Annotated in this window: 18 protein-coding genes and 3 tRNA genes; 3 read left to right on the forward strand and 18 right to left on the reverse strand. The window is 31.0% G+C overall.

All coding sequences use genetic code 11. The features are described 5' to 3' along the window. Window positions 1-4 precede the first annotated feature (4 nt). The 3 genes from HGPB_RS02035 to ftsE are packed head-to-tail and all read right to left on the reverse strand — an operon-like array spanning window position 5 to window position 2,802. Entirely contained in the window at window positions 5-1,240 is a 1,236-nt protein-coding gene (locus HGPB_RS02035; protein ID WP_019132018.1) for a murein hydrolase activator EnvC family protein, read from the reverse strand. Then, entirely contained in the window at window positions 1,233-2,129 is an 897-nt protein-coding gene (gene ftsX / locus HGPB_RS02040) for a permease-like cell division protein FtsX (protein WP_019132019.1), read from the reverse strand. The genes HGPB_RS02035 and ftsX overlap by 8 nt, the downstream gene beginning before the upstream one ends. Continuing rightward, window positions 2,104-2,802: a cell division ATP-binding protein FtsE gene (gene ftsE / locus HGPB_RS02045; RefSeq protein WP_019132020.1), complete on the reverse strand. Its 699-nt coding sequence runs from the start codon at window positions 2,800-2,802 to the stop codon at window positions 2,104-2,106. Before ftsE ends, ftsX begins: the two co-directional genes overlap by 26 nt. Before the next feature lie 191 nt (window positions 2,803-2,993). Here ftsE and HGPB_RS02050 point away from each other — a divergent pair, with 191 nt between their 5' ends. From HGPB_RS02050 to HGPB_RS02060, 3 genes are all read left to right on the forward strand, one after another. Then, window positions 2,994-3,548, forward strand: a complete 555-nt coding sequence (locus HGPB_RS02050) for a 5-formyltetrahydrofolate cyclo-ligase (RefSeq protein ID WP_036738020.1) — start codon at window positions 2,994-2,996, stop codon at window positions 3,546-3,548. After that, entirely contained in the window at window positions 3,548-4,726 is a 1,179-nt protein-coding gene (locus HGPB_RS02055; protein WP_019132022.1) for a coenzyme F420-0:L-glutamate ligase, read from the forward strand. The genes HGPB_RS02050 and HGPB_RS02055 overlap by 1 nt, the downstream gene beginning before the upstream one ends. 179 nt (window positions 4,727-4,905) lie before the next feature. Beyond that, window positions 4,906-6,288 carry a DUF438 domain-containing protein gene (locus HGPB_RS02060; protein ID WP_019132023.1) on the forward strand — a complete coding sequence of 461 codons (1,383 nt, stop codon included), beginning with the start codon at window positions 4,906-4,908 and terminating at the stop codon, window positions 6,286-6,288. 324 nt (window positions 6,289-6,612) lie between these two features. Here HGPB_RS02060 and HGPB_RS02065 read toward each other — a convergent pair whose 3' ends face one another. From HGPB_RS02065 to HGPB_RS02135, 15 genes are all read right to left on the reverse strand, one after another. Then, window positions 6,613-7,815: an ABC transporter permease gene (locus HGPB_RS02065; RefSeq protein ID WP_019132024.1), complete on the reverse strand. Its 1,203-nt coding sequence runs from the start codon at window positions 7,813-7,815 to the stop codon at window positions 6,613-6,615. Next, on the reverse strand, window positions 7,815-8,240 hold the full coding sequence (locus HGPB_RS02070) for an FMN-binding protein (RefSeq protein ID WP_019132025.1): 426 nt from the start codon (window positions 8,238-8,240) through the stop codon (window positions 7,815-7,817). The genes HGPB_RS02065 and HGPB_RS02070 overlap by 1 nt, the downstream gene beginning before the upstream one ends. Then, entirely contained in the window at window positions 8,237-8,956 is a 720-nt protein-coding gene (locus HGPB_RS02075) for an ABC transporter ATP-binding protein (RefSeq protein ID WP_019132026.1), read from the reverse strand. The genes HGPB_RS02070 and HGPB_RS02075 overlap by 4 nt, the downstream gene beginning before the upstream one ends. 11 nt (window positions 8,957-8,967) lie before the next feature. Further along, window positions 8,968-10,116: an ABC transporter permease gene (locus HGPB_RS02080; protein ID WP_019132027.1), complete on the reverse strand. Its 1,149-nt coding sequence runs from the start codon at window positions 10,114-10,116 to the stop codon at window positions 8,968-8,970. Then, window positions 10,106-11,389 carry an ABC transporter permease gene (locus tag HGPB_RS02085; RefSeq protein WP_019132028.1) on the reverse strand — a complete coding sequence of 428 codons (1,284 nt, stop codon included), beginning with the start codon at window positions 11,387-11,389 and terminating at the stop codon, window positions 10,106-10,108. The genes HGPB_RS02080 and HGPB_RS02085 overlap by 11 nt, the downstream gene beginning before the upstream one ends. Before the next feature lie 8 nt (window positions 11,390-11,397). Continuing rightward, window positions 11,398-12,621, reverse strand: coding sequence for a DUF2318 domain-containing protein (locus HGPB_RS02090; protein WP_019132029.1), 1,224 nt, complete (start codon window positions 12,619-12,621; stop codon window positions 11,398-11,400). Between the two features lie 95 nt (window positions 12,622-12,716). Next, a complete protein-coding gene (locus tag HGPB_RS02095) occupies window positions 12,717-13,382 on the reverse strand; it encodes an iron transporter (protein WP_019132030.1) in 666 nt (221 codons plus the stop codon). Then, window positions 13,346-14,731: an FTR1 family iron permease gene (locus tag HGPB_RS02100; protein WP_019132031.1), complete on the reverse strand. Its 1,386-nt coding sequence runs from the start codon at window positions 14,729-14,731 to the stop codon at window positions 13,346-13,348. Before HGPB_RS02100 ends, HGPB_RS02095 begins: the two co-directional genes overlap by 37 nt. 2 nt (window positions 14,732-14,733) lie before the next feature. Beyond that, window positions 14,734-15,411: an ABC transporter ATP-binding protein gene (locus HGPB_RS02105; protein ID WP_019132032.1), complete on the reverse strand. Its 678-nt coding sequence runs from the start codon at window positions 15,409-15,411 to the stop codon at window positions 14,734-14,736. After that, entirely contained in the window at window positions 15,411-15,806 is a 396-nt protein-coding gene (locus tag HGPB_RS02110; RefSeq protein WP_019132033.1) for a DUF4418 family protein, read from the reverse strand. The genes HGPB_RS02105 and HGPB_RS02110 overlap by 1 nt, the downstream gene beginning before the upstream one ends. 1,072 nt (window positions 15,807-16,878) lie before the next feature. Then, window positions 16,879-16,954: transfer RNA gene (locus HGPB_RS02115), tRNA-Phe, on the reverse strand. Between the two features lie 3 nt (window positions 16,955-16,957). Beyond that, a tRNA-Ile gene (locus HGPB_RS02120) sits at window positions 16,958-17,034 on the reverse strand. A gap of 7 nt (window positions 17,035-17,041) precedes the next feature. Beyond that, a tRNA-Ser gene (locus tag HGPB_RS02125) sits at window positions 17,042-17,133 on the reverse strand. Window positions 17,134-17,307: 174 nt separating this feature from the next. Further along, window positions 17,308-19,101, reverse strand: coding sequence for a homoserine O-acetyltransferase/O-succinyltransferase family protein (locus tag HGPB_RS02130; protein WP_019132035.1), 1,794 nt, complete (start codon window positions 19,099-19,101; stop codon window positions 17,308-17,310). Window positions 19,102-19,115: 14 nt separating this feature from the next. Beyond that, window positions 19,116-20,387: an O-acetylhomoserine aminocarboxypropyltransferase/cysteine synthase family protein gene (locus HGPB_RS02135; protein ID WP_036738157.1), complete on the reverse strand. Its 1,272-nt coding sequence runs from the start codon at window positions 20,385-20,387 to the stop codon at window positions 19,116-19,118. Window positions 20,388-20,540: the final 153 nt, after the last annotated feature.

Here is a 20,540-nt window from a genome sequence, read left to right on the forward strand (position 1 = left end):
CCTCCTATACATAATTTAACGGATTAACTGGCTTTCCATTAACTCTTACTTCAAAATGAAGATGGGGTCCAGTAGAAAGACCTGTGGATCCTACTAGTGATATTACATCTCCTGCATTTACATGCTGCCCTGCGGAAACTTTTAAACTTGAATTGTGTGCATAAACTGTAACTATATCTCCATGATCAATCATAACTACATTTCCATAACCACTCATCATCTTCGACATAATTACTGTGCCTGATTTTGCAGCAACAACTGATGTTCCAGTTGGAGCTGGTAAATCTATTCCGCTATGGAATTTAGAAGTTTTTAAAATTGGGTGATACCTATATCCAAAAGGAGAAGATATACTAGTATAGCCCGGCAATGGCCAAACTAAAGCACCTTGAGATCTTGGAGCTGCTGCTATATTCTTTGGTGCTTGAAAATTACCTGGGTTACTTGCTTGCATGCTTGCTTTTCTCTCATTTTCTTTAGCCTTGCTAATTTCTTTTTGTAATCTAATAATTTCACTATCAAGACTTGCCCAGTCTGCTTGTGCCTTGTCAAACTCTGCCCTATATGCATCGATATTTGCTTCTAAGCTTGCCATATATTGTTTTTTTGCTTCATTTGCAAGTTCAAAACTTTGCTTTTCACTAACTAAGTTAGCTTTTGCTATGTCCAATTGTTTTTTATCTTTCTCAAGACTTGCCTTTTTAGCCTCGATTATGCCAACTTGCTCTTTTATGTATTCAACAAGCTCCCTATCAGCACTAGAAATTGAAACAATAATTTCATTATTTCTTATCAAGTCTTCCATGCTTTTTGAATTTAATATAACTTCTAAATAAGATGCCCTGCTATTCATATACATGGCTCTTACTCTTTCTTGGAAAAGCTCTTTTTTCTCATCTAAGTTTCTTTGCGCCTCATCAAGTTCTTCTTGAGTTTTTGATATTTGACTATTTAAGTCATTAATCTTTACTTGAAGAGAATTTATATTGCTTGAAAGACTATTTATTTGCTTATCAAGGTCTGCTATTTCTGAATTAACCTTATTTACATCTTTTTGTGTATTATCGATTACTGCCTTTTTTGATTTGATTTGATCTTGAAGTTTACTCTTTTGATTTATTTTTTCCTGTCTTTGTTTTTCTAGCTGGGAACTTCCAGCATTTACCGTTGCTGGCAAAAGCAAAGACAAGGACAGGGCAGCAACTGTCAATTTAGTTTTCTTATTATTAAAATTAAACATCTAAAAACCTTCCTGTTGATAGTAGTGAACCTAAGTAACCAACACCTATACCTATGCATAAAAATATAACTGAAACATTTTGATAAATACTTTTAGGATCCAATAAATTTATTCCATAATTTTGTATAAAACCATCTACTCTGCCATAATAATAACAATAAACATTATAAACTATGGCAAAAGCTATCAAAGCTCCAAGGATTCCAAAAATAATTCCTTCTATTAAAAATGGACTCCTTATGTATAAATCACTAGCTCCTACATATTTCATTATATTTATTTCTCTTTGTCTATTTGATACTCCAATTTTTACTGTATTATGTATTATTACAACTGAAACTAAAAATAGGACAAATACTATTGCATATCCAATATACTTAACGCCTCTTTCGATATTTATCATCTTATTTATTAGGTCATAGTGGTAGTCGATTTTTTCGATTTCTTCACGACCTTCTAGCATGCCTGCAATTTCTTTAGAATAAGATAAATCTTTTAGAGATATATCTAAAGAGGCTGGTAGGGTATCTTCTTCTACCGAATTTAAAATATCAGAATTTTCCCCAAAGCTTTCTTTAAAAATTTCTAGAGCTTCTTGCTTTGAAGTATAGTTTACTTCCTTTACTCTTTTATCATTCGCTAAAACATCTATCAAATCATTAACTTGATCTGCTGAAACATTATCTTCTAAATATACAACAACCTTATCTAACTCATCTCCCAAGCGATAAACTGTTGAATTTATTCCTAATACTAAGATAAAAACAAAGCCAAATAAAGTTAGCATTGAACCTATAGATACAATAGATATAAGAGACATGCCAGAATTTCTAAAAATACCTAAAAATGCTTCTTTAATTACATTAATTATTTGGCGAATTATTTTCATAATATCCACCCTTTTCTATATCTTTGACCACATGACCATCAGCCAAACTGATAACATGCCTTTGCATATCATTTACAATATTTACAGCATGAGTTGCCATTATTACAGTTATACCTTTTTTATTAATTTTAATAAGGGCATTTATTATATCCCATGCGGTTTCTTCATCTAGATTTCCTGTTGGTTCATCACAAACTAAAACAGGTGCATTGTTTACTATTGCTCTTGCTATAGAAACTCTTTGCTTTTCTCCACCTGATAATTGGTCTGGATATTCATTTGCTTTATTAGATAAGTTTACAAGTTCTAAAACTTCATCAACTGCTTTTTTGATATTAGCCTTACTTTCTCCTTGAATTTCTAAGGCATAAGCAATATTTTCAAAAACAGTTTTCTTATCTAATAGTCTGTAATCTTGAAATACAACAGATATATCTCTGCGAAGCTTTGGTATTTGAGATTTTCTTAATTTAGTTATATCTTCTCCATCTAGTAAAATCCTACCTCTGCTTACTTGTTCTTCTCTAATTAATAATTTAATTAAAGTTGACTTACCAGCTCCGCTAGGACCTACAAGAAATACAAAATCCCCACTTGGAATTTTAAAATTTATATTCGATGCGGCTACTACACCATTTGAATATTCTTTAAAAACATTTTCAAATTGAATCATATATTTTTCCTTTCATTATCAATTAATTATTATATTACAGAACGGTTACAAAATACAAGTCTATTACTTAAATCTTCACATTTCTAAAGAATTTACATTTTTTAAAATTATATAAATTTTTTATTCAAGATTTTCAATATTAGTGTATAATATTAGCGGTGGAGTGATTATATGAATAAAAAAGATTTTAGATCTCTTATGTTAAAAAAAGAAATGACTTGAATCAAGACTACATTGACCAAGCGAACAAATCAATTTCAAAAAACTTTTTAGATCTAAACCTATACAAAAACAGTCAAAACATTTTTATTTTTGTCAGCTACAAAAAAGAAATCCACACTCATGAAATTATCAAGACAGCATTAAAAGATGGAAAAAATATTTATATACCTATTGTAAATAGGGAAACTATGTTAATGGATGTTTCTCATTTACATTCTTTTGATGATCTCAAAGAAAATTACATGGGAATCTTAGAGCCAGTCAAGGAAGATTACGATATAGTTGATCCTAATATAATCGACCTTGTAGTAACACCTGGTCTTGCCTTTGATAAAGCTGGATACAGAATTGGTTATGGCGGAGGATTTTATGATAAATTTTTTGCTAGTCTGACAAATAATCCCCTAAAGATGGGAATAGGTTATGACAAACAGTTAGTTAAAAATGTAGTACATGATTCTAATGATAAGCCTTTGGACTATTTTTTAAGTGAAAAAGGTTTATACAAACTAGGAGGAAATTAATGCAAAGATATTTTGGTACAGTTGTTAGAGGTGTTAGAACCCCAATAGTAAAAAAAGGTGATGATCTAGTTAAAATTGTCACAGATTCTGTAATTAAAGCTGTTGAATCTGAAGATATAGCTTTTAAAGATAAAGATGTAATTGCGGTTACAGAATCACTTGTTGCAAGAGCACAAGGAAACTATGCTACTATTGAACAAATTGCTGAAGATATTAAGAAAAAATATACTGGCGATGAAATAGGACTAGTTTTTCCTATTCTAAGTAGAAATAGATTTTCTATAATTCTTAAAGCATTTGCATTAACTGGTAAAAAATTACACATACTTTTATCTTATCCATCTGATGAAGTTGGTAACCATTTAATGGATAGAAAACTACTTTATATCAAACACATAAATCCATATTCTGATACTCTAGAAGAAAAAGAATATAGAGAAATCTTCGGAGAAGAAGTAAAACATAAATTTACTGGTATCGATTATGTAAGTTTATATAAAGAAATTGCTCCAAATAGTGAAGTTCATTTTTCTAATGATCCTAAAACAATTTTAAATTATACAAAAGATATCTGTGTTTGCTCAATCCATACTAGAGACTTAGTTAAGGTTGAATTAAAAGATGCAGGTGCTAACACAGTATATGGACTAGATGATATACTTAACGAACCTGTTGATGGTTCAGGTTTTAATAAAGAATATGGTGTTTTGGGAAGCAATATGTCAAGCCATGACTATGTTAAGCTTTTCCCTCGTGATGGAGATGAATTTGTAAAGGCAGTTCAAAAAAATCTTATAGATTATTCTGGTAAACAAGTTGAAGTTATGATTTATGGAGATGGTGCTTTTAAAGATCCTGTTGGACAAATTTGGGAACTAGCTGACCCAGTTGTATCCCCTGCCCACACTGATGGACTTGTTGGAACACCTCATGAATTAAAGATTAAATATATAGCCGATACAGAGCTTTCAGATATGTCAAAAGAAGAAGCTGAATCCTTATTAAAACAAAAAATCAATAATAAAAACTATTCAAACCCTGAAGCTAATCTTGGAACCACTCCAAGAAGAATTACAGACTTGTTAGGATCACTTGCTGATTTAACTTCTGGTTCTGGCGATAAGGGAACTCCTGTAGTTTTCATATCTGGTTATTTCGATAACTTCGCAAGTGAATGAGATTAAATTATTGATCTTTTAAATTTTAAAACATTGATAAAAAGACTGTGGAATATTTTCTACAGTCTTTTTTATATGTATAGATTTTCTTATATGATAAAAGAATAAGATTTTTATTTATTTTTATATTTTAAGGGCCGATAAATGATGTATAATATCAATTATATTAGGAGGTTACAATGAAAAAAATAAATTTAGACTTACCTGTTGCAAATTTAGTTGAAGAATATCCAGAACTTAAAAATATTTTAACGGATTTAGGCTTTACTGAAATAGTGAATCCAACTGCCCTTTCCACAGTCGGAAAAGTAGTAACTTTAAAAAAGGGTTCTCTTATAAAAAATATAGATTTGGGAAAGATTGTAAAAAAATTAGAAGACGAAGGTTTTGAAGTCCTTAACTCAGGAATAAACTCTAATGAAGAAGAAAATATTTTAGAAGAAAACTTGAGCGAAAATAAAGAAAACAACAAAGAAGATAGACTCGAACTTTTAAAATCTTATATACAAAGACTTAGTCAGGGACAAGATCTTGAAGAAGTAAGAAAAGACTTTGTAAAAAACTTTAAAGATGTTTCTTCCGAAGAAATTATGGAAGCAGAACAATCCCTTATACTTGGTGGAGTTCCGCTTGAAAAAGTTCAAAAACTTTGCGATATCCATTCTGCCCTATTTCATGACCAAGATATTATTGACCAAAGTGGCAAGGACTTAGAAAAAGTGCCTGGTCATCCCTTAAATATCTTATCTTTAGAAAATAAAGAAATAAAAAATCTAGTTGAAAATATAAAAAATAGTCAAGATAAATTGCCTGAAATAAAAAAACTTCTAGCCATAAATTCTCATTACGGCAAGAAGGCTGGACTTATCTATCCTCTTTTAAAAACAAAATATAAAATAAATGGTCCTAGCGATGTTATGTGGGGAGTGGATGATGAAATAAGAAAATCTCTTTCACAGATTGTAAAATCTAAAAGCTATGATGAAAAAGATTTAGAACAAGTTTTAAATAGAGTTGAAGAGATGATCTATAAAGAAGAAAATATCTTATTCCCTATTTTAAAAGACAACTTTACAGAAGATGAATGGAATAAAATTTATGCTGACCTAAGCGAATACGGACTTGATCTTCTTGGAGATATTCCAATTTGGAAGGACTATATAGAAAAAGAAAAAATAAAAAACGAAAATTCTACAAGTTTAAATTTTGAAACTGGATCTTTGACAGCTAAAGAAGCAATTCAAATTTTTAGAACTATCGATGCAGAACTAACATTTATAGACAAAGATGACATAGTTAGATACTATTCTGAAGGCGAAAATAAAATTTTCCCAAGACCAAAATCTTGCCTTGGAAGAGATGTTACTTCATGTCATCCACCAAAGGTAGTTCCTATTGTAAAGAACTTACTAGAAGATTTTAAAAATAAAAAACGCGACCGTCTAGTAGTATGTAGAAAAATTAAAGGCAGGGACATCTTAGTCAAGTATCTAGCAATTTATGATAATGGAAACTACATTGGTACTTTAGAAACTGTCGAAGATATAAGTGAATATAAATAATAAAAGCCACTATCAAAGTGGCTTTTTATTTTATAAAAAATTTATAATATTTTGAATTGCAAAAGAATTTCATAAAATATTATAAGCTTTAAAATTCTCTAGTATAAATAATTTTTACTTTACATACTCTAGCATATTTTATAACTCACCCCATGAAAATGAGCATAAATTTTCTATTTCTCAATTCGTCTATAGAAAAGTAGCATATTAATTTTTAAATTTTATAATTTATTTATACTAATTCATGTTTAAGATAATACTAATTTCTAATAAAAAAAAATCAGAGACCATCTTTTAAGACAGTCCCTTTAAAATTTCTATATTTTAATCATTATCTCTTTGCATCAATAGTAATTCTTCTTTATTCATTTTATTAATAGCAATAATTGAAGATATTGGTCCTAACAATGTTCCCAAAATTATTACTATTATTAACATTAAAATCATAAGGAATATATTCGGTCTTAAAAAAGGCATATTCAAAAGTGATGAAAATGCATTATTGAAAGTTATACTTAAAACAAAGGAAACAACAGAACCTATGACTGCACCTGTACCATTAATTAGCATAGATTCAATAAGAACTAATTCACTGAGTTTTTTCTTTGTTGCTCCTAATATCCTTATGGTTGCAAATTCTCTTTTCCTTTCCTTAACTGATAAGGTATTTACAAGACTTAAAATAAAGAAAGCTAGTATCCAAATTAAAGCTATCAATATATACACATATACAAGCATGTTTTTTGCTGAATCTGAAACTTCTGTCATTATTTTTTTTGGCAATAAAGGATACACTTTTTCTTTTTTAAATTCTTCTTTAATAAGTTTTTGAATTGTTTTTGGATCTTTGTTTTTTTCAACTTTTACTAAAATAGAAGATATATCATCTTTTTTTGCCGCTGGATGATTAATTATCTTTTCATATTCCTCGGCTAATCTATGAGTTTCTTCTATTGTCATAAAAACTGAACTATCAAAACCCATGCCAGTTTTTGCAAGCCTACCTCTTATCTCAAATTCTTGATTAAAAAATTTAACCTTATGATTAATATCCCCCACAATGTTAGCGCCTACAACAACTTGCCCAGCTTTAATTGGAGTTTTGATCTGTTTTTCAAGCCAAGGTTTAACGCTAAAGTCATCAGAAAAGTCAATTCCTATAACTTGAATGGGAAAAGAACAGCATCCAGCAGAAAGTGTAGCTAGATAAACTTGGCCACAAGCTTTTTCTACGCCAGGTATTTTTTTTACTCTATTTAATATATCCTTGTCAAAAAAAAATGTATTAGGTTCTCCCCTTAATATTGCACCTGTAATTTTAGAATCATAACCTTCTGGAACTACTATAATGTCTGCTCCCATCCTATCGGATAAAGATTTCATGCCATTTTTAAGAGAAAAAATTATAAATGATGACATGAATAAAATAAAAGTTAAAATTCCTACAAGAAAAATCAAGGTAATTGACCTTGTCTTCTTATTTTCTATATTCTTTTTTGCTAAATTAATTGTGTATAAATCTTTCATTATTTTGCACCAGCAAGAGCATTATCACAAGCTTCTATAAATTGCTTGTAAGTTTCTGTTGCCCCTGAAATAGCATCCACTCCTTCAGGACTTCCTTTTTCCACTAATATATCTGGGTATGACTTTGCAAGATTTATAGCTTGTTGGGCAATCTTATATAGTCCTTCATTTTGACTTTGTCCATAAGATTCATCCTTTTCTTTTCCATCTCCATCAATGTTTTGCATTGTACAAGATTCAATCTTGCTATCTTTAACGGTTATATCAACCTTTACAAGTCCTCCTCTTTCATCCTTGGCAGATTCTCCTTGATATGTGCCGTCCTTATAGCTTACACTTATGGCTTCTTCTTTTTTATCTCCTCCACAAGCAACTAGGACAATCCCCAAAGAAAAAATTATTAATACATTTAAAATTTTTCTCATATAAACTCCTTAAGCTTTTCATCTTTTTTTACAGAATCAAGAACTGGTCTTTTTCTTTTCATTTTTTCTTCTTTTGTAATTTTACCATGTTCAAGAGTTATCATTCTTTCAGATTCTTCACCGACTTCAGGGTCGTGAGTTACAACAATAATTGTTGATCCTGCATTGTGAAGTTTTTCAAATATGTCAAGAACTATATATTCATTCTTTTCATCCAAATTTCCTGTAGGTTCATCGGCTAAAAGTATTGTAGGATGATTAATAAGAGCTCTAGCAATGCATACTCTTTGTTGTTCCCCACCTGATAATTGGTTAGGTAAGTGCTTGGCTCTTTCAGCAAGACCTACTGCAGCCAAAGCTTCCATTGCTTCTTGTGCATCTGGCATAGAATGATAATATTGTGACATCATTACATTTTCCAAAGCACTTAAATAATTAACTAAATGAAATTGTTGGAAAATAAGTCCTATCTTATCCCTTCTAATAACTGTTAATTCCTTAGGTGATTTTTTTGCTATATCTTCACCATCCAAAATAACTTCGCCAAATGAAGGTTTATCCATGGCACCAATAATATTCATCATTGTTGTTTTACCAGAACCTGATGGACCCATTATAGAAATCCATTCGCCCTTTTCTACACTTAAATTGATTTTGTCAAGGGCTTTAAGTTCACCATAAATTTTTGAAACATCTACAAGTTTTAATATATCCATAAAATTCCTTTCTATTCTCCACGAAGCACTAAAGCTGGATCAATATCAACAGTTTTAGATACCGGTATTAAAGATGCAACTATAGTTATTACTATACAGACAATAATTGTCATAGGTACTAAAAGAGGCAAGAAGCTTACCTTTCTAGCAAATACCGAAATACTTACTCTATTGGCAAATATATATCCTAATGCAACACCTAAAAGTCCACCAAAAACCCCCAAAAATGCTCCTTCACCTAAAAAGTCAACTATTACTGACGAATTTGTGGCGCCCAAAGCTTTCTTAAGACCTATTTCTTTACGCCTTTCAGTTACAACTGCCATCATTGTTGTGGATACACATATCATCATTATGAATAATACTATTATTGTTACAATGAAGACAAGAGCTTGTAATTTATTCAAAACTATATCTTGTGAGGCGGTAACTCTTTTTACCATTTGTGGAGTTAGAGATGCATCCTTTTGTGAAATATTTGATACTATTTTTGAAAGTTCATTTTGTTCAGCTTCTATTGAATATTCTACGACATCAAAATTTTTATCTTTAACAAGCTGTGAAATATCATCAATACTCATAAAAATTAGGTCTTCTTCTTTACCACCTGTTGTTACAACTCCTGAAACAACAAAATTAGTATCTATAGAACCTTCTCCATTAACTTTGGGAGTATTTATAATAATTTTATCTCCCTCTTTTAATTCCAAAGCCTTTGAAACTTCATTGCCTATTAAAACTTCTCTAGCTTTTTCAGGCCATGAACCATCAATAAGCCAGTATGGAGAATTTTCTTTCGCTCCCTTTAAATCTGTACCTGCAAGCATATAAGGTTGTTCATTAATTTTTGCATTTGTATAAATATAGGGTGCCTGACCGACAAGCTTTCCTGATGGAATTAACGATTTAATTTCATCTAACTGTTCATTGGTAATTTTTTTATCAGGGTTAGTGGGAATTACCAACATGTTTGCACCATAAGACCTAAATTCCTTACCCATTTGTCTAGGAATATCATAGTAAATAGTAACAAGCCCTGAAAGAATTGTTGCTCCCATAGCTATAGCAAGTAGTGCTGTTAACATTCTTGCACGTCTTCTTGCCAAGGAAGTCATTATCATTTTTAAATAAAATTTATTTTTACTTTGTTTACCTTCCATGTAGTACCTCCGTTGGATTTAAATTCAAGAGGTATCTTATAGCTGGTATTGAACCCAATATTGTAACAAGAATAATAAGGATTGCTACAATGGGAACTACCATAGCTGTTGGAGCTATTGCTGAGCCGAAAACTGTTAGACCAATAATCTGAGTAAGTAGCAGACCAACTCCGTAACCTATAACTGTTCCAAATATCGCTGTCAAAATTATTTCCACCAGAATTATACCAATTATTCTTCCATTTGACGCTCCTATAGCTTTTTGAAGTCCAATTTCATTTGATCTTTCCATTACAGATGCTGTAATAAGATTAGAAATACCAAGTCCTGAACCAATCAAAGTTAATACTGTAATTAAAACCATAAGAAGAGTAGTCTTATTTAAAATATCTCCTTCACTTTCTGCAACTTGACGAATTGGCTTAGCTACAGAATCAGTCATTACTTCTGTTATTTGATAACAAATAGCAGAAACATAAGCTGTACAATACCATACTTCCCATTCCTTAATAGTTAAAGATAGTGGGTTTTTGGCAGCCTTTCTTGCTAAGTCATTGTCTGGTGTAGTAAGAGCTGATACTTCAACTTTATTTACAACTCCAGTAACTCCAGCAAATTCTTGTGCTGTTTTTAAAGTAGAATATATAAATGCATCTTCATCAGAACCTGATGAGAAAATACCCTTAATTTTTAATTTTTTGTCTAAATTATTACTTTTTAGTTGGATTTCATCACCAACTTTAAATCCATTTCTATCTGCAAAAATCTTTCCAAGCATAACTGAATCGCTATCATTTTCTGATAGCCACTCGCCTTGAACTTCCCACCAATTTTTAAGTCTAATCATACCAGTTTCAACTGATTCTCCAGTAGGCAAATCCATATGATTATTAAACCATGTTCCTACCATCTTAGTATGTTTAGAATCATTATTACAAGAAACCCAAGTGTTAAGATATGGCGTATAGTCTACAATATTGTAAGCCCAAAAAATAGTTTTAATATTAGGAAGTTCTGATTCCTTTAAATATTTTTGAACCTGCCCCTCTTTTTCTTGCATGCCATACAAATCATCAAGAAGGGAAGCTTCCTTAGGCAATACGTTAATATTTGCTCCATACGTCTTTAATTCTTGATTAACTTTATCTCCAACACCGAGCATAGTATTTAACATTGAAGTGGCAAGAGAAGCTCCAAGGGCAACTGTAAATGCAATAAGAGCCATCTTTCCTTTTTGTCTAAAAAGTGCTCCTTTAACTATTCTCCAAAACATAAGCCCTCCTACTTAAATACATAAGACAATGCGTCAAGATCTTTTGGCTCAATCTTTATCTTTTTATCATGGACAATGTATGGAAAAGGTATTGGGTTACATCCACCCTTAAAACCTATTGTACCTCTATTCATTACAACGTCACACAGCTTACAAATAACATCATCGCCTCTTTCAAAATATCCAGATGGACCACATATCTCGCAGGCATCAAGTACAACTCCATAGGAACCTTCTGATTTTTTAATACAGAAAAATCTCAATTCTACACCATCTTTTGCCTTATACAAATATCTGTGCAAATGCATATCCTCTAAGCTACTTAAAGGAATAACAATCATTCCATTTTCAGTTTGATAATCTTCAGGTGGTGAAAGGGCCTGTTCCTTATTAGCATATGCCTTTCCAACCGTTAGTGAAAAAGTATTAATAAATAAAACGACAAGGAAAAAAATTGCCCAACGTCTTTTATTCTTCATTCTATATTTTATTTTTCTTAACTGAGCCTTATTGCTATAATCTTCATCAACTTTAATATTTTGCTTATATAAAATTACTGGAATAGCTATCATAATTAACATTGTTACAAATAAAAACACATTTTCATGATTAGCTATAAATGCAATAACTCTAAAAAAGTTAACATTCCTAGGAATAATCCCTTTAGAATAAAATCTTTGAACTATGATATTAAATTGGCTGATACCCGAGCATATCAAGCTAAAAAAAACTACAATCTTTAAGTTTTTACCTTCAAGTTTGACTGAAGACTTGTATATGGCAAGCCCTGATAAAATCATCATTATTATTCCAAAAACAAAGCCTAAAATCCTAAAAAGCACAATTGTTGAAACAGCACTTTCTCCATAATATACAAATTTGTTTGATTGGTTAAATACATATGGTAAATAATAAAAACAAATTCCTACAAGATAAACAACAACCGATGCTGAAATGAAATTATCATAAATTTTAGCATTTATCTTATCTTCAAATATCATAAAAATTAATATTAAAAATACCGAGATAACTATGGGTACCATAGACAAGAAATTCAATTCTGTTCTATTAATAAAATTAGGTATATTTCTTATAATTATTGAAACAATTGCTGCAATTATCCCTAAAACTAAAGAAATTATAACAACATACTTTTTATATTTACTTTCTTTAGTTGTATAATAGGCAAGCATTAAAGAAATCATTAGAGAAAAGGCTATTCCTGCCTCCATAACTTTAATAAAAATTTTTAAAATAATTTCACCCCCATAAAGGTATATAAGGGGAACGTGAATTCCCCTTATAAATATTAAAAATTTTCAAAACTTTACCATTGTGGTCCGTTCCATTCAAAGTCATTCCATTCTGCAACAAGTGGTTCTGTCCAGAATCTACCTGTTACACCAGTTTCTTTATCTACGTGTAGTAAGTAGTCATTACCTGGTGCAGTAACTTCAAATTTTACATTATAAACGCCAACACCTTCGTCAAATTTAACATTTGCACCATAGTGTGGACCATCAGATGCGTTCATTGGCATGAATGCAACTTCTTGAACATGGTCTGAACCTTGCTTTTGTAAATAAGCTTTTACTTGTAACCATGGAACGAAGTCACCAACACCATAACCTAATGTAGCACCTTCTTGTGATGCTGTAATATCAGCTTCAATATGGCAATCAGCTTCTTCTTTAGGAATTGAGTTTCCTGCTGGTTCCATATCAACTGGTTGGAAATATACACCTGAGATTACTAAAGGTCCTTCAGTATGATCATCACCAATTGGAAATTCTTCAAATCCTGCATCTTCTCCTGGAGCTGCAGCTTTTGCATCTCCCATTTCTTTTTTGTTTTCTTCAGCTGGTGCTTTTTCTTCAGTAGAAGTATTAGCTGTATTATTAGCATTTGTATCTTCTTTTTTACCACAAGCTGTAAACATTAATGCACACACAAGCGTCATAACAATAAGAAATAAATTTTTCTTTTTAAACATAATACCCTCCTATTTTTTTCTTGGCTGGCTTCAAGCTCAGCTCTAATTTTTTTGTTTCTATTATTTTGATATATAACAGAAACAATGGTTACTACTAATAGAATAATTTGTGGAATAAGGTTTTCATACCTATCGTATATTCCTATAGCTTCAGCAGACCATCCATTCATCCAAGAAACTACAGTTCTGCCAATTACATCTGCTTCTTGTAATTCTCCTATGCCCTTTCCTAAGAAAGACAAGCAAAGTATAAACATTAGACAAGAAGTAAATGTAAAGAATGGTTTTAATGGTAGCCTTACAGAAACTTTAGCAATTAAATAATATACAATTGCAAGTATTATGGCAGCAACTAAAAGTCCAATCCACATATGCATTGGGTTTTCAGAAATGCTTGTTCTCATACCTTGGAAGAACAAAATAAGTTCTGCACCTTCTCTTGCTACTGCTAAGAATGAAGTGAAAGATAAGGCAAAATAATTACCCTTGGAAACAGATTGTTCAACTTTATTTTTAATATATCTATTCCAAACTTCAACTTCAGATTTAGAAAGCATCCAATTAGATACATAGAATAGTACGATAACGGCAAGAAACATCGCAATTCCTTCGAATATTTCTTGTCCCATTCCAGACTCAACTTCTCCCACTGTATTGGCGATGATATTGAATACTCCAGCTAGGACCACTGAAAAAACAATACCTAGCAAGGCTCCAATATATACACCTTTTAAATAATTTCTATTATTAGTCTTTGTTAAATATGCAGCAATGGCAGCTACAACCAAAATGGCTTCAAGTCCTTCACGAAGTGTAAGTCCAAGAACTGCAAAAAATGTACCAAATCTTTTTAGCAACTCTCCCATCAATTGACCTGTTGAAAGGCTATTTGCATCCTCTTGGCTTTGACCGCTGGATTTAGAATCTCCAGAGGTTCCATCAAGAGTATGTGCATCTTCATGAAGATAAGTTATAAGTGCATCAATTTCATCTTTAACTTCTTTTGGGTCTGCATCTTCTTTGATAGAATTTTTTGCTTTGTAAAATTGATGTTCAACCATTGAACCTCTTTGTCCTGAAATTGCAGACATCGTTGTTTTTTCAAATCCAATTTTTTCATAGAATTTAAAGTAAGCTACGTTAATTGCATCTGTGGCTGCTTTTTTAGCATCCTTATCTCCAGGCTTGTAAACCTCCACAGCTTTTTCTAAATGTTCTGACATAGCATCAGCGACTTCAACCCAATTAGCATACTTAGTTTCTGCTGCAAAAGCAGGCGTAAAAGTGAGGCTAATCATGATTACCATCATTGCAAAAAAAACGCTAGTCCTTTTCTTTAATAAATTCATCTCTATCCCCCTTTCTTTATTAAACTTCCATCTTCCATTTGGTAAAGTGTATTACCGTATTTTAGAATATCAAGCTCATGAGTAACTATTATAAGTGCAGTACCTTTAGAATTTATTTTTTTTAATAAATCCATTATCTCTATAGTAGTATTTTTATCCAAATCACTTGTAGGCTCATCTAAAATCAAAAGCTCTGGCGAATTAATCATAGATCTGGCTATCAGCACTCTTTTTAGCTCTCCTCCAGATAAATTTTTAGGAAAATCATCCTTCAGATGCAAAATTCCCATCAAATCGAGGAGCATGGCTGCTTTTTCATAAGCAGATTCATCTCTTTTAAATAGATAATAAGGAAGAGACACATTCTCTAAAACATTTAAATTTGGAAGTGTTCCTAGGCTTTGTGGCACAAAACCTATGATTTCATTCCTATATTTGCTAATTTCTCTATCCGAAAAATCACTTATATTTTTGCCCTTAGCAAAAACTTTACCTTCAGTCGGTTTTAATAAACCAGACAAAAGATTTAAAAAAGTTGACTTTCCAGAACCACTCCTGCCAATTATATTGACAAACTCCCCTTCATTCAGGGTAAAGTTTACATTTCTAACTGCAAAGAGTGTATTAGACCCTCTTTTAAAACTCTTACTTAAATTTTCAGTTTTAATTATTGATTTCATTATGAATGTCTTTCTTTCATGCAATAATAAATATTAACTAAAACCAATATTCCTGACAACAATGTGCAAAATGGAATGGTTTTTGCTCTGCATGCCATATCAGCTTTCATGCATCCACCAATAAGCACATGATCGTTTAGTATCTCTAAAATACCAATTGCTATATTTGAAATAGATAATCCTAAAGATATTTTTGAATCTTTAACCATAATAAAAATGATTGCTAACACTAAAATGACTGCACCAATACCCATAGTCATATTTCCCATCCAATGGCATTTCATAAACATCCCATTTTCCATAGGGGGACAAACGGGTGTTATAAATTTTGGTGCAAGCATTAATAAAAGACCTACAATAGCAGAAACATATCCAGAAATCTTCTTTATACTCATTTTAATAATCCTTTCTATTTATTTTTATTAATAACTTCGTAATATTAAAAGGTATTTATATTTTTTTGAAAATTACATTAATTAAATGTATTTCGTTAATTAATATCAATTAATAATAGTTATCAACTTATAGTATATAGTTTTTGCAAATTTTTGCAATGATTTTTCTAAAATATATTTAATAAAATTTAAAAACTCTTGGCAGACAAACTAAATATTCAAAATAAATAATTATCATCCTAGAGAACTGGAAGAACCCTTAACTATTATCAATTATTTATTTAATTTTTAGTAGAATAGCTAGATCAAATTATATTTATAAGTATTTAATTTATTTTAAATATAAATTTAAATAATCTTTAATAAGAAATTTTTTCTACATTTTATTATTTATAAATTCCAATTTTCACTTATCAGCGATAAAACTAAAAAGACAGGATTGAATCCACCTTCTTTAAAACTTCCTAAGAGTTTTCCCTGTAAATTTTCATCTAACTCACGCTTATGGATTGATTCTCTTGAAATAATGACATTAACCTTGTAAGAATTTTTTATCCATGTGGATATAAATGGTTCGTGACTGATGATAATATTTATTTTATCTTTTTCAAAATCTTCTATAAAATCTCTAATATTATAATTTAGAAGCTCATTATTTATAGCGAAATCTGTTTTTAAGATTTCTGATAAAATCTCAGCACTCTAGCAGGTTCTTCATATCAATTGCAAAAATGCACTTCATATCCTTCTCTTAGTAATTTCTTTTACTTTTATAAAGGCTATAAAGGCTTGTTATGATTTTTTTAAAAATAAGGAATCCATAAATAAAATGTAATTAATACCAAAGAATAACCAACCACATAAAAAATGTGATAACCCATTCCAAAAACAAAAGCAACGATAACTTCTCCATAATCGTTGTCCATATTTAATTCTTCTTTTTATAGAAGGCTTGAAACAAAAAAATAAGGGCTCAAACCTTAGAAGGTTTAAGCCCAAAAAATACTCACTAATAATCGCACAAATACTGCATTCCCCAATAAAAAAAGAACCTACAAAAGTAAGTTCTTTGTGGTGCCCAGAGCCGGAATCGAACCAGCGACACGAGGATTTTCAGTCCTCTGCTCTACCGACTGAGCTATCTGGGCAAATGGTGGGCCTTCAGGGACTTGAACCCCAGACCTACCGGTTATGAGCCGGGCGCTCTAACCAACTGAGCTAAAGGCCCTCACCATTGGCGGAGAAAGAGGGATTTGAACCCTCGCGACCCTAAATGAGCCCTACTCCCTTAGCAGGGGAGCCTCTTCAGCCTCTTGAGTATTTCTCCTCTTTCATGGTTATTACCTAACCACTTGGTATATTATATGTTAATTCAAAAATATTGTCAATAATAAATTTTTATTTATTAAAAATATATTTATACTTTTCTTTCTAAATAAAATATATTTTACAAATTTATCATGAATATTTTTGATGCCCAATTATCTTTTAATTCCCAGCTTTAGTCTTTAATTTCTGTCCCGCTTCCCTCAGGATTATTAGTATTTAAGACTCTAATGGTAATGTTTTTATCCCTAACTGGTTCTATTGCATCTTTTTGATAAACTCTGGCTCCAGAATCTATAATTTCATCTAGTTCTGTGTAACTCAAATTATTATATTTTTTTGCATTTTTATTTTTATTTGGATCATCCGTCATTATCCCATCAACATCTGTCCAGTTTTCATAGACTTCAGCATCCAATGCCCCTGCTATTATTGATCCTGTATAATCTGATCCACCTCTTGCAAATGTGACAATTCTTCCCTTATTGTCCCTTGCATAAAATCCTGGAACTACAACTTTTTCACCTTTTTTGATATTTTCTCTTATTTTTTTATAAGTTTTTTCTTTATCTAATTTCCCGTCTTTATCTAAGAATATTAAATCTTTTGCATCTAAAAATTTATAATCTAAGTATTTAGCCATAAGTTTTGCATTTAAATATTCTCCCCTGCTCAAGATAAAGTCTTTAGAATCAGAATCGTAAATATCATCAAAGGTAATGTCTATATCAGTGTTTGTCTTTTTATCAAGTTTTAATTCTAGAGCTATTTCTTCAAAACGATCTTTTGCCTGCTTATTAGTTTTTTCTAAGTGTTTTCTTGTATCTTTTATTTGTTTTTTTATTTCTTTTAAACTATCTTCTAAGAAATTTATTTGACTTTTGTATTTATATATATCAAGCAATTTGTCAGTTACCTTGAAATCTCTTATATCTCTTTTCCCCGGTGCTGAAACGACTATAACATCTCTTTTTTCATCATTGACTATATTTTTTACTTTTGTAAATTGACTAGAATCTGAAAGTGATGATCCACCAAATTTAGATACATTTTTAATTTTTATATTTTCTATATTGTAAGGAGTTTCTTGGTAAACGCAATAGTTTATCCAGTTTGAGAAAAATAAGTTGCCAGCAGCCTTCCATTTCATCATAATTTTATTGTTGATATCATCATCAAAATAATAATTTTTTGGAATTTGTATATCCTTGTTTTTAGCAAGGTCTCTTATATATTCATTGTGTAAGGTATCTCTGTCATATTCCCAATGCCCAAATGAAAATATAAGTCTATTGTCTTTTGTTGTTACTATTCCAACGCCAGTGTCTGGTCTTGAAGATATTATTTTTAAATCCTTATGTTTTTCTACTTCTTTTTCATCTACATAGGTCCATCTTGATTGTGGAACTGAAAATACATCATCAAAACCCTTAACTAGCTTGTCATCTTGAAGTTTTTCAAAGTCATATACCCCAAATATCTTTTTATCTACAAAATCATTTTTAATTCCGTAGTAGTGGTAAAGGGCTGCTTGAGCTGACCAGCAAATGAACATTGTAGAGAATACATTTTCTTTTGCAAAATCGAAAATTTCCTTTAATTCTGACCAATATTTAATCTTTTCATAGTCTAAAAGTTCCACTGGTGCACCTGTAAATATCATGGCATCATATTTTGTGTTTTTTATCTCATCAAATGTCTTATAAAACTTTTCTAGGTGCTTGTGAGAAGTGTTTTTTGGATTGTGGCTTCTCATTCTTACTAGGTCTATATTTATTTGTAGGGCTGTGTTTGATAGAACTCTTATTAATTGAAGTTCTGTTTCTTCTTTTTTTGGCATTAGATTTACAATTGCAATTTTTAGAGGTCTGATATCTTGGCTATCAGCTCTTTCTTGGTCCATTGTAAATATTTTTTCTTCTTTTAAAACACTTTCGCTAATAAGATCTTTTGGTATTATTAAAGGCATTTTTTTCTCCTATCTTATGCTCTTAAAGCATTATCTATATCTTCGATAATATCTTCTACATTTTCTATTCCAATAGATAGTCTAATTAAGTTTGGACTTATTCCTGTCTTTTCTAATTCTGCATCTGATAATTGTCTGTGAGTTGAAGATGCTGGGTGCAAAGCATATGATCTAACATCTGCAACATGGACAACTAAGGATACTAAGTTTAATGAATCAATAAATTTAGCTGCTTCTTCTCTTCCACCCTTGATTCCGAATGAAATAACACCGCTGCCACCTTTTAAATATTTTTTTGCAAGTTTATAGTCTTTGCTAGATTCTAGGAAAGGATATCTTACAAATTCTACACTTTCGTGACTTTCTAAGAATTTTGCTACCTTAAGAGCATTTTCTGAATGTCTTTCTAGTCTAAGAGCTAGGGTATCAATTCCGATTAAGGTTAAGAAGGCATTAAATGGTGCTGCAATATTTCCAAAGTCTCTTAGGTAAACTGTTCTTATCCTTGCAGCGTAGGCAGCTGGTCCAAATTGTTCTGTAAATACTAGACCATGATAAGATTCATCTTTTTCTGTCAATTGTGGATAATTTCCTTTTGTCCAATCAAATTTTCCAGAATCAACTATAAGTCCTCCCATTGAAGTTGCATGTCCATCAAGGTATTTTGTTGACGCATAAGTTACTATGTCGCAACCATAATCAATTGGTCTAACTAGGGCTGGTGTTGTCAATGTATTATCAAGTATTAGCGGAATATTGTGTGAGTGAGCAAGGTCTGCATATTTTTCTATGTCAAGAACTGCTGTTGTTGGGTTGGCTAAAACTTCTCCAAATATTAATTTTGTTTTTTCGTCTATATTTCTTTTAGCTTCTTCAAGGTCATTTGATGAAACAAATCTTGTTTCTATTCCAAAATTTTTTAAAGTACTCCCAAGTAGGTTAAAGGTTCCGCCGTAAATATTATTTAAAACTACAATATTGTCTCCAGCTTTTGTTATATTTAAAATTGCATTTAAGTTTGCTGATTGTCCAGATGCTGTTGCTACTGCAGCAACTCCTCCATCAAGGGCTGCAATTCTTTTTTCAAGTGCATCAACTGTTGGGTTTCCTAGTCTCGTATAGAAAAATCCTGCACTTTTTAAATCGAATAAGTCTGCTACTGTATCTGTATTATCATATTTAAATGTTGTAGACTGAACTATTGGGACAACTCTTGCTTCCCCATTTTTTGGATCATATCCAGCTTGCACACATAATGTTTCTAAATTTTTAAATTCTTTACTCATTTTATTTCCTCCAAATTTTTTATTTGACAGCTTTAATGAGAAATAAAAAAGAGCTCTCATCCTAAAAGGACGAAAGCTCGTGTTACCACCTTTATTTATTATATGCTCGCACATATAAACTCATCAAGTACCATCATACTCTATTGCTATAAC

Source organism: Peptoniphilus obesi ph1 (genome assembly GCF_000311865.1).
Lineage (GTDB): Bacteria > Bacillota > Clostridia > Tissierellales > Peptoniphilaceae > Peptoniphilus_E > Peptoniphilus_E obesi.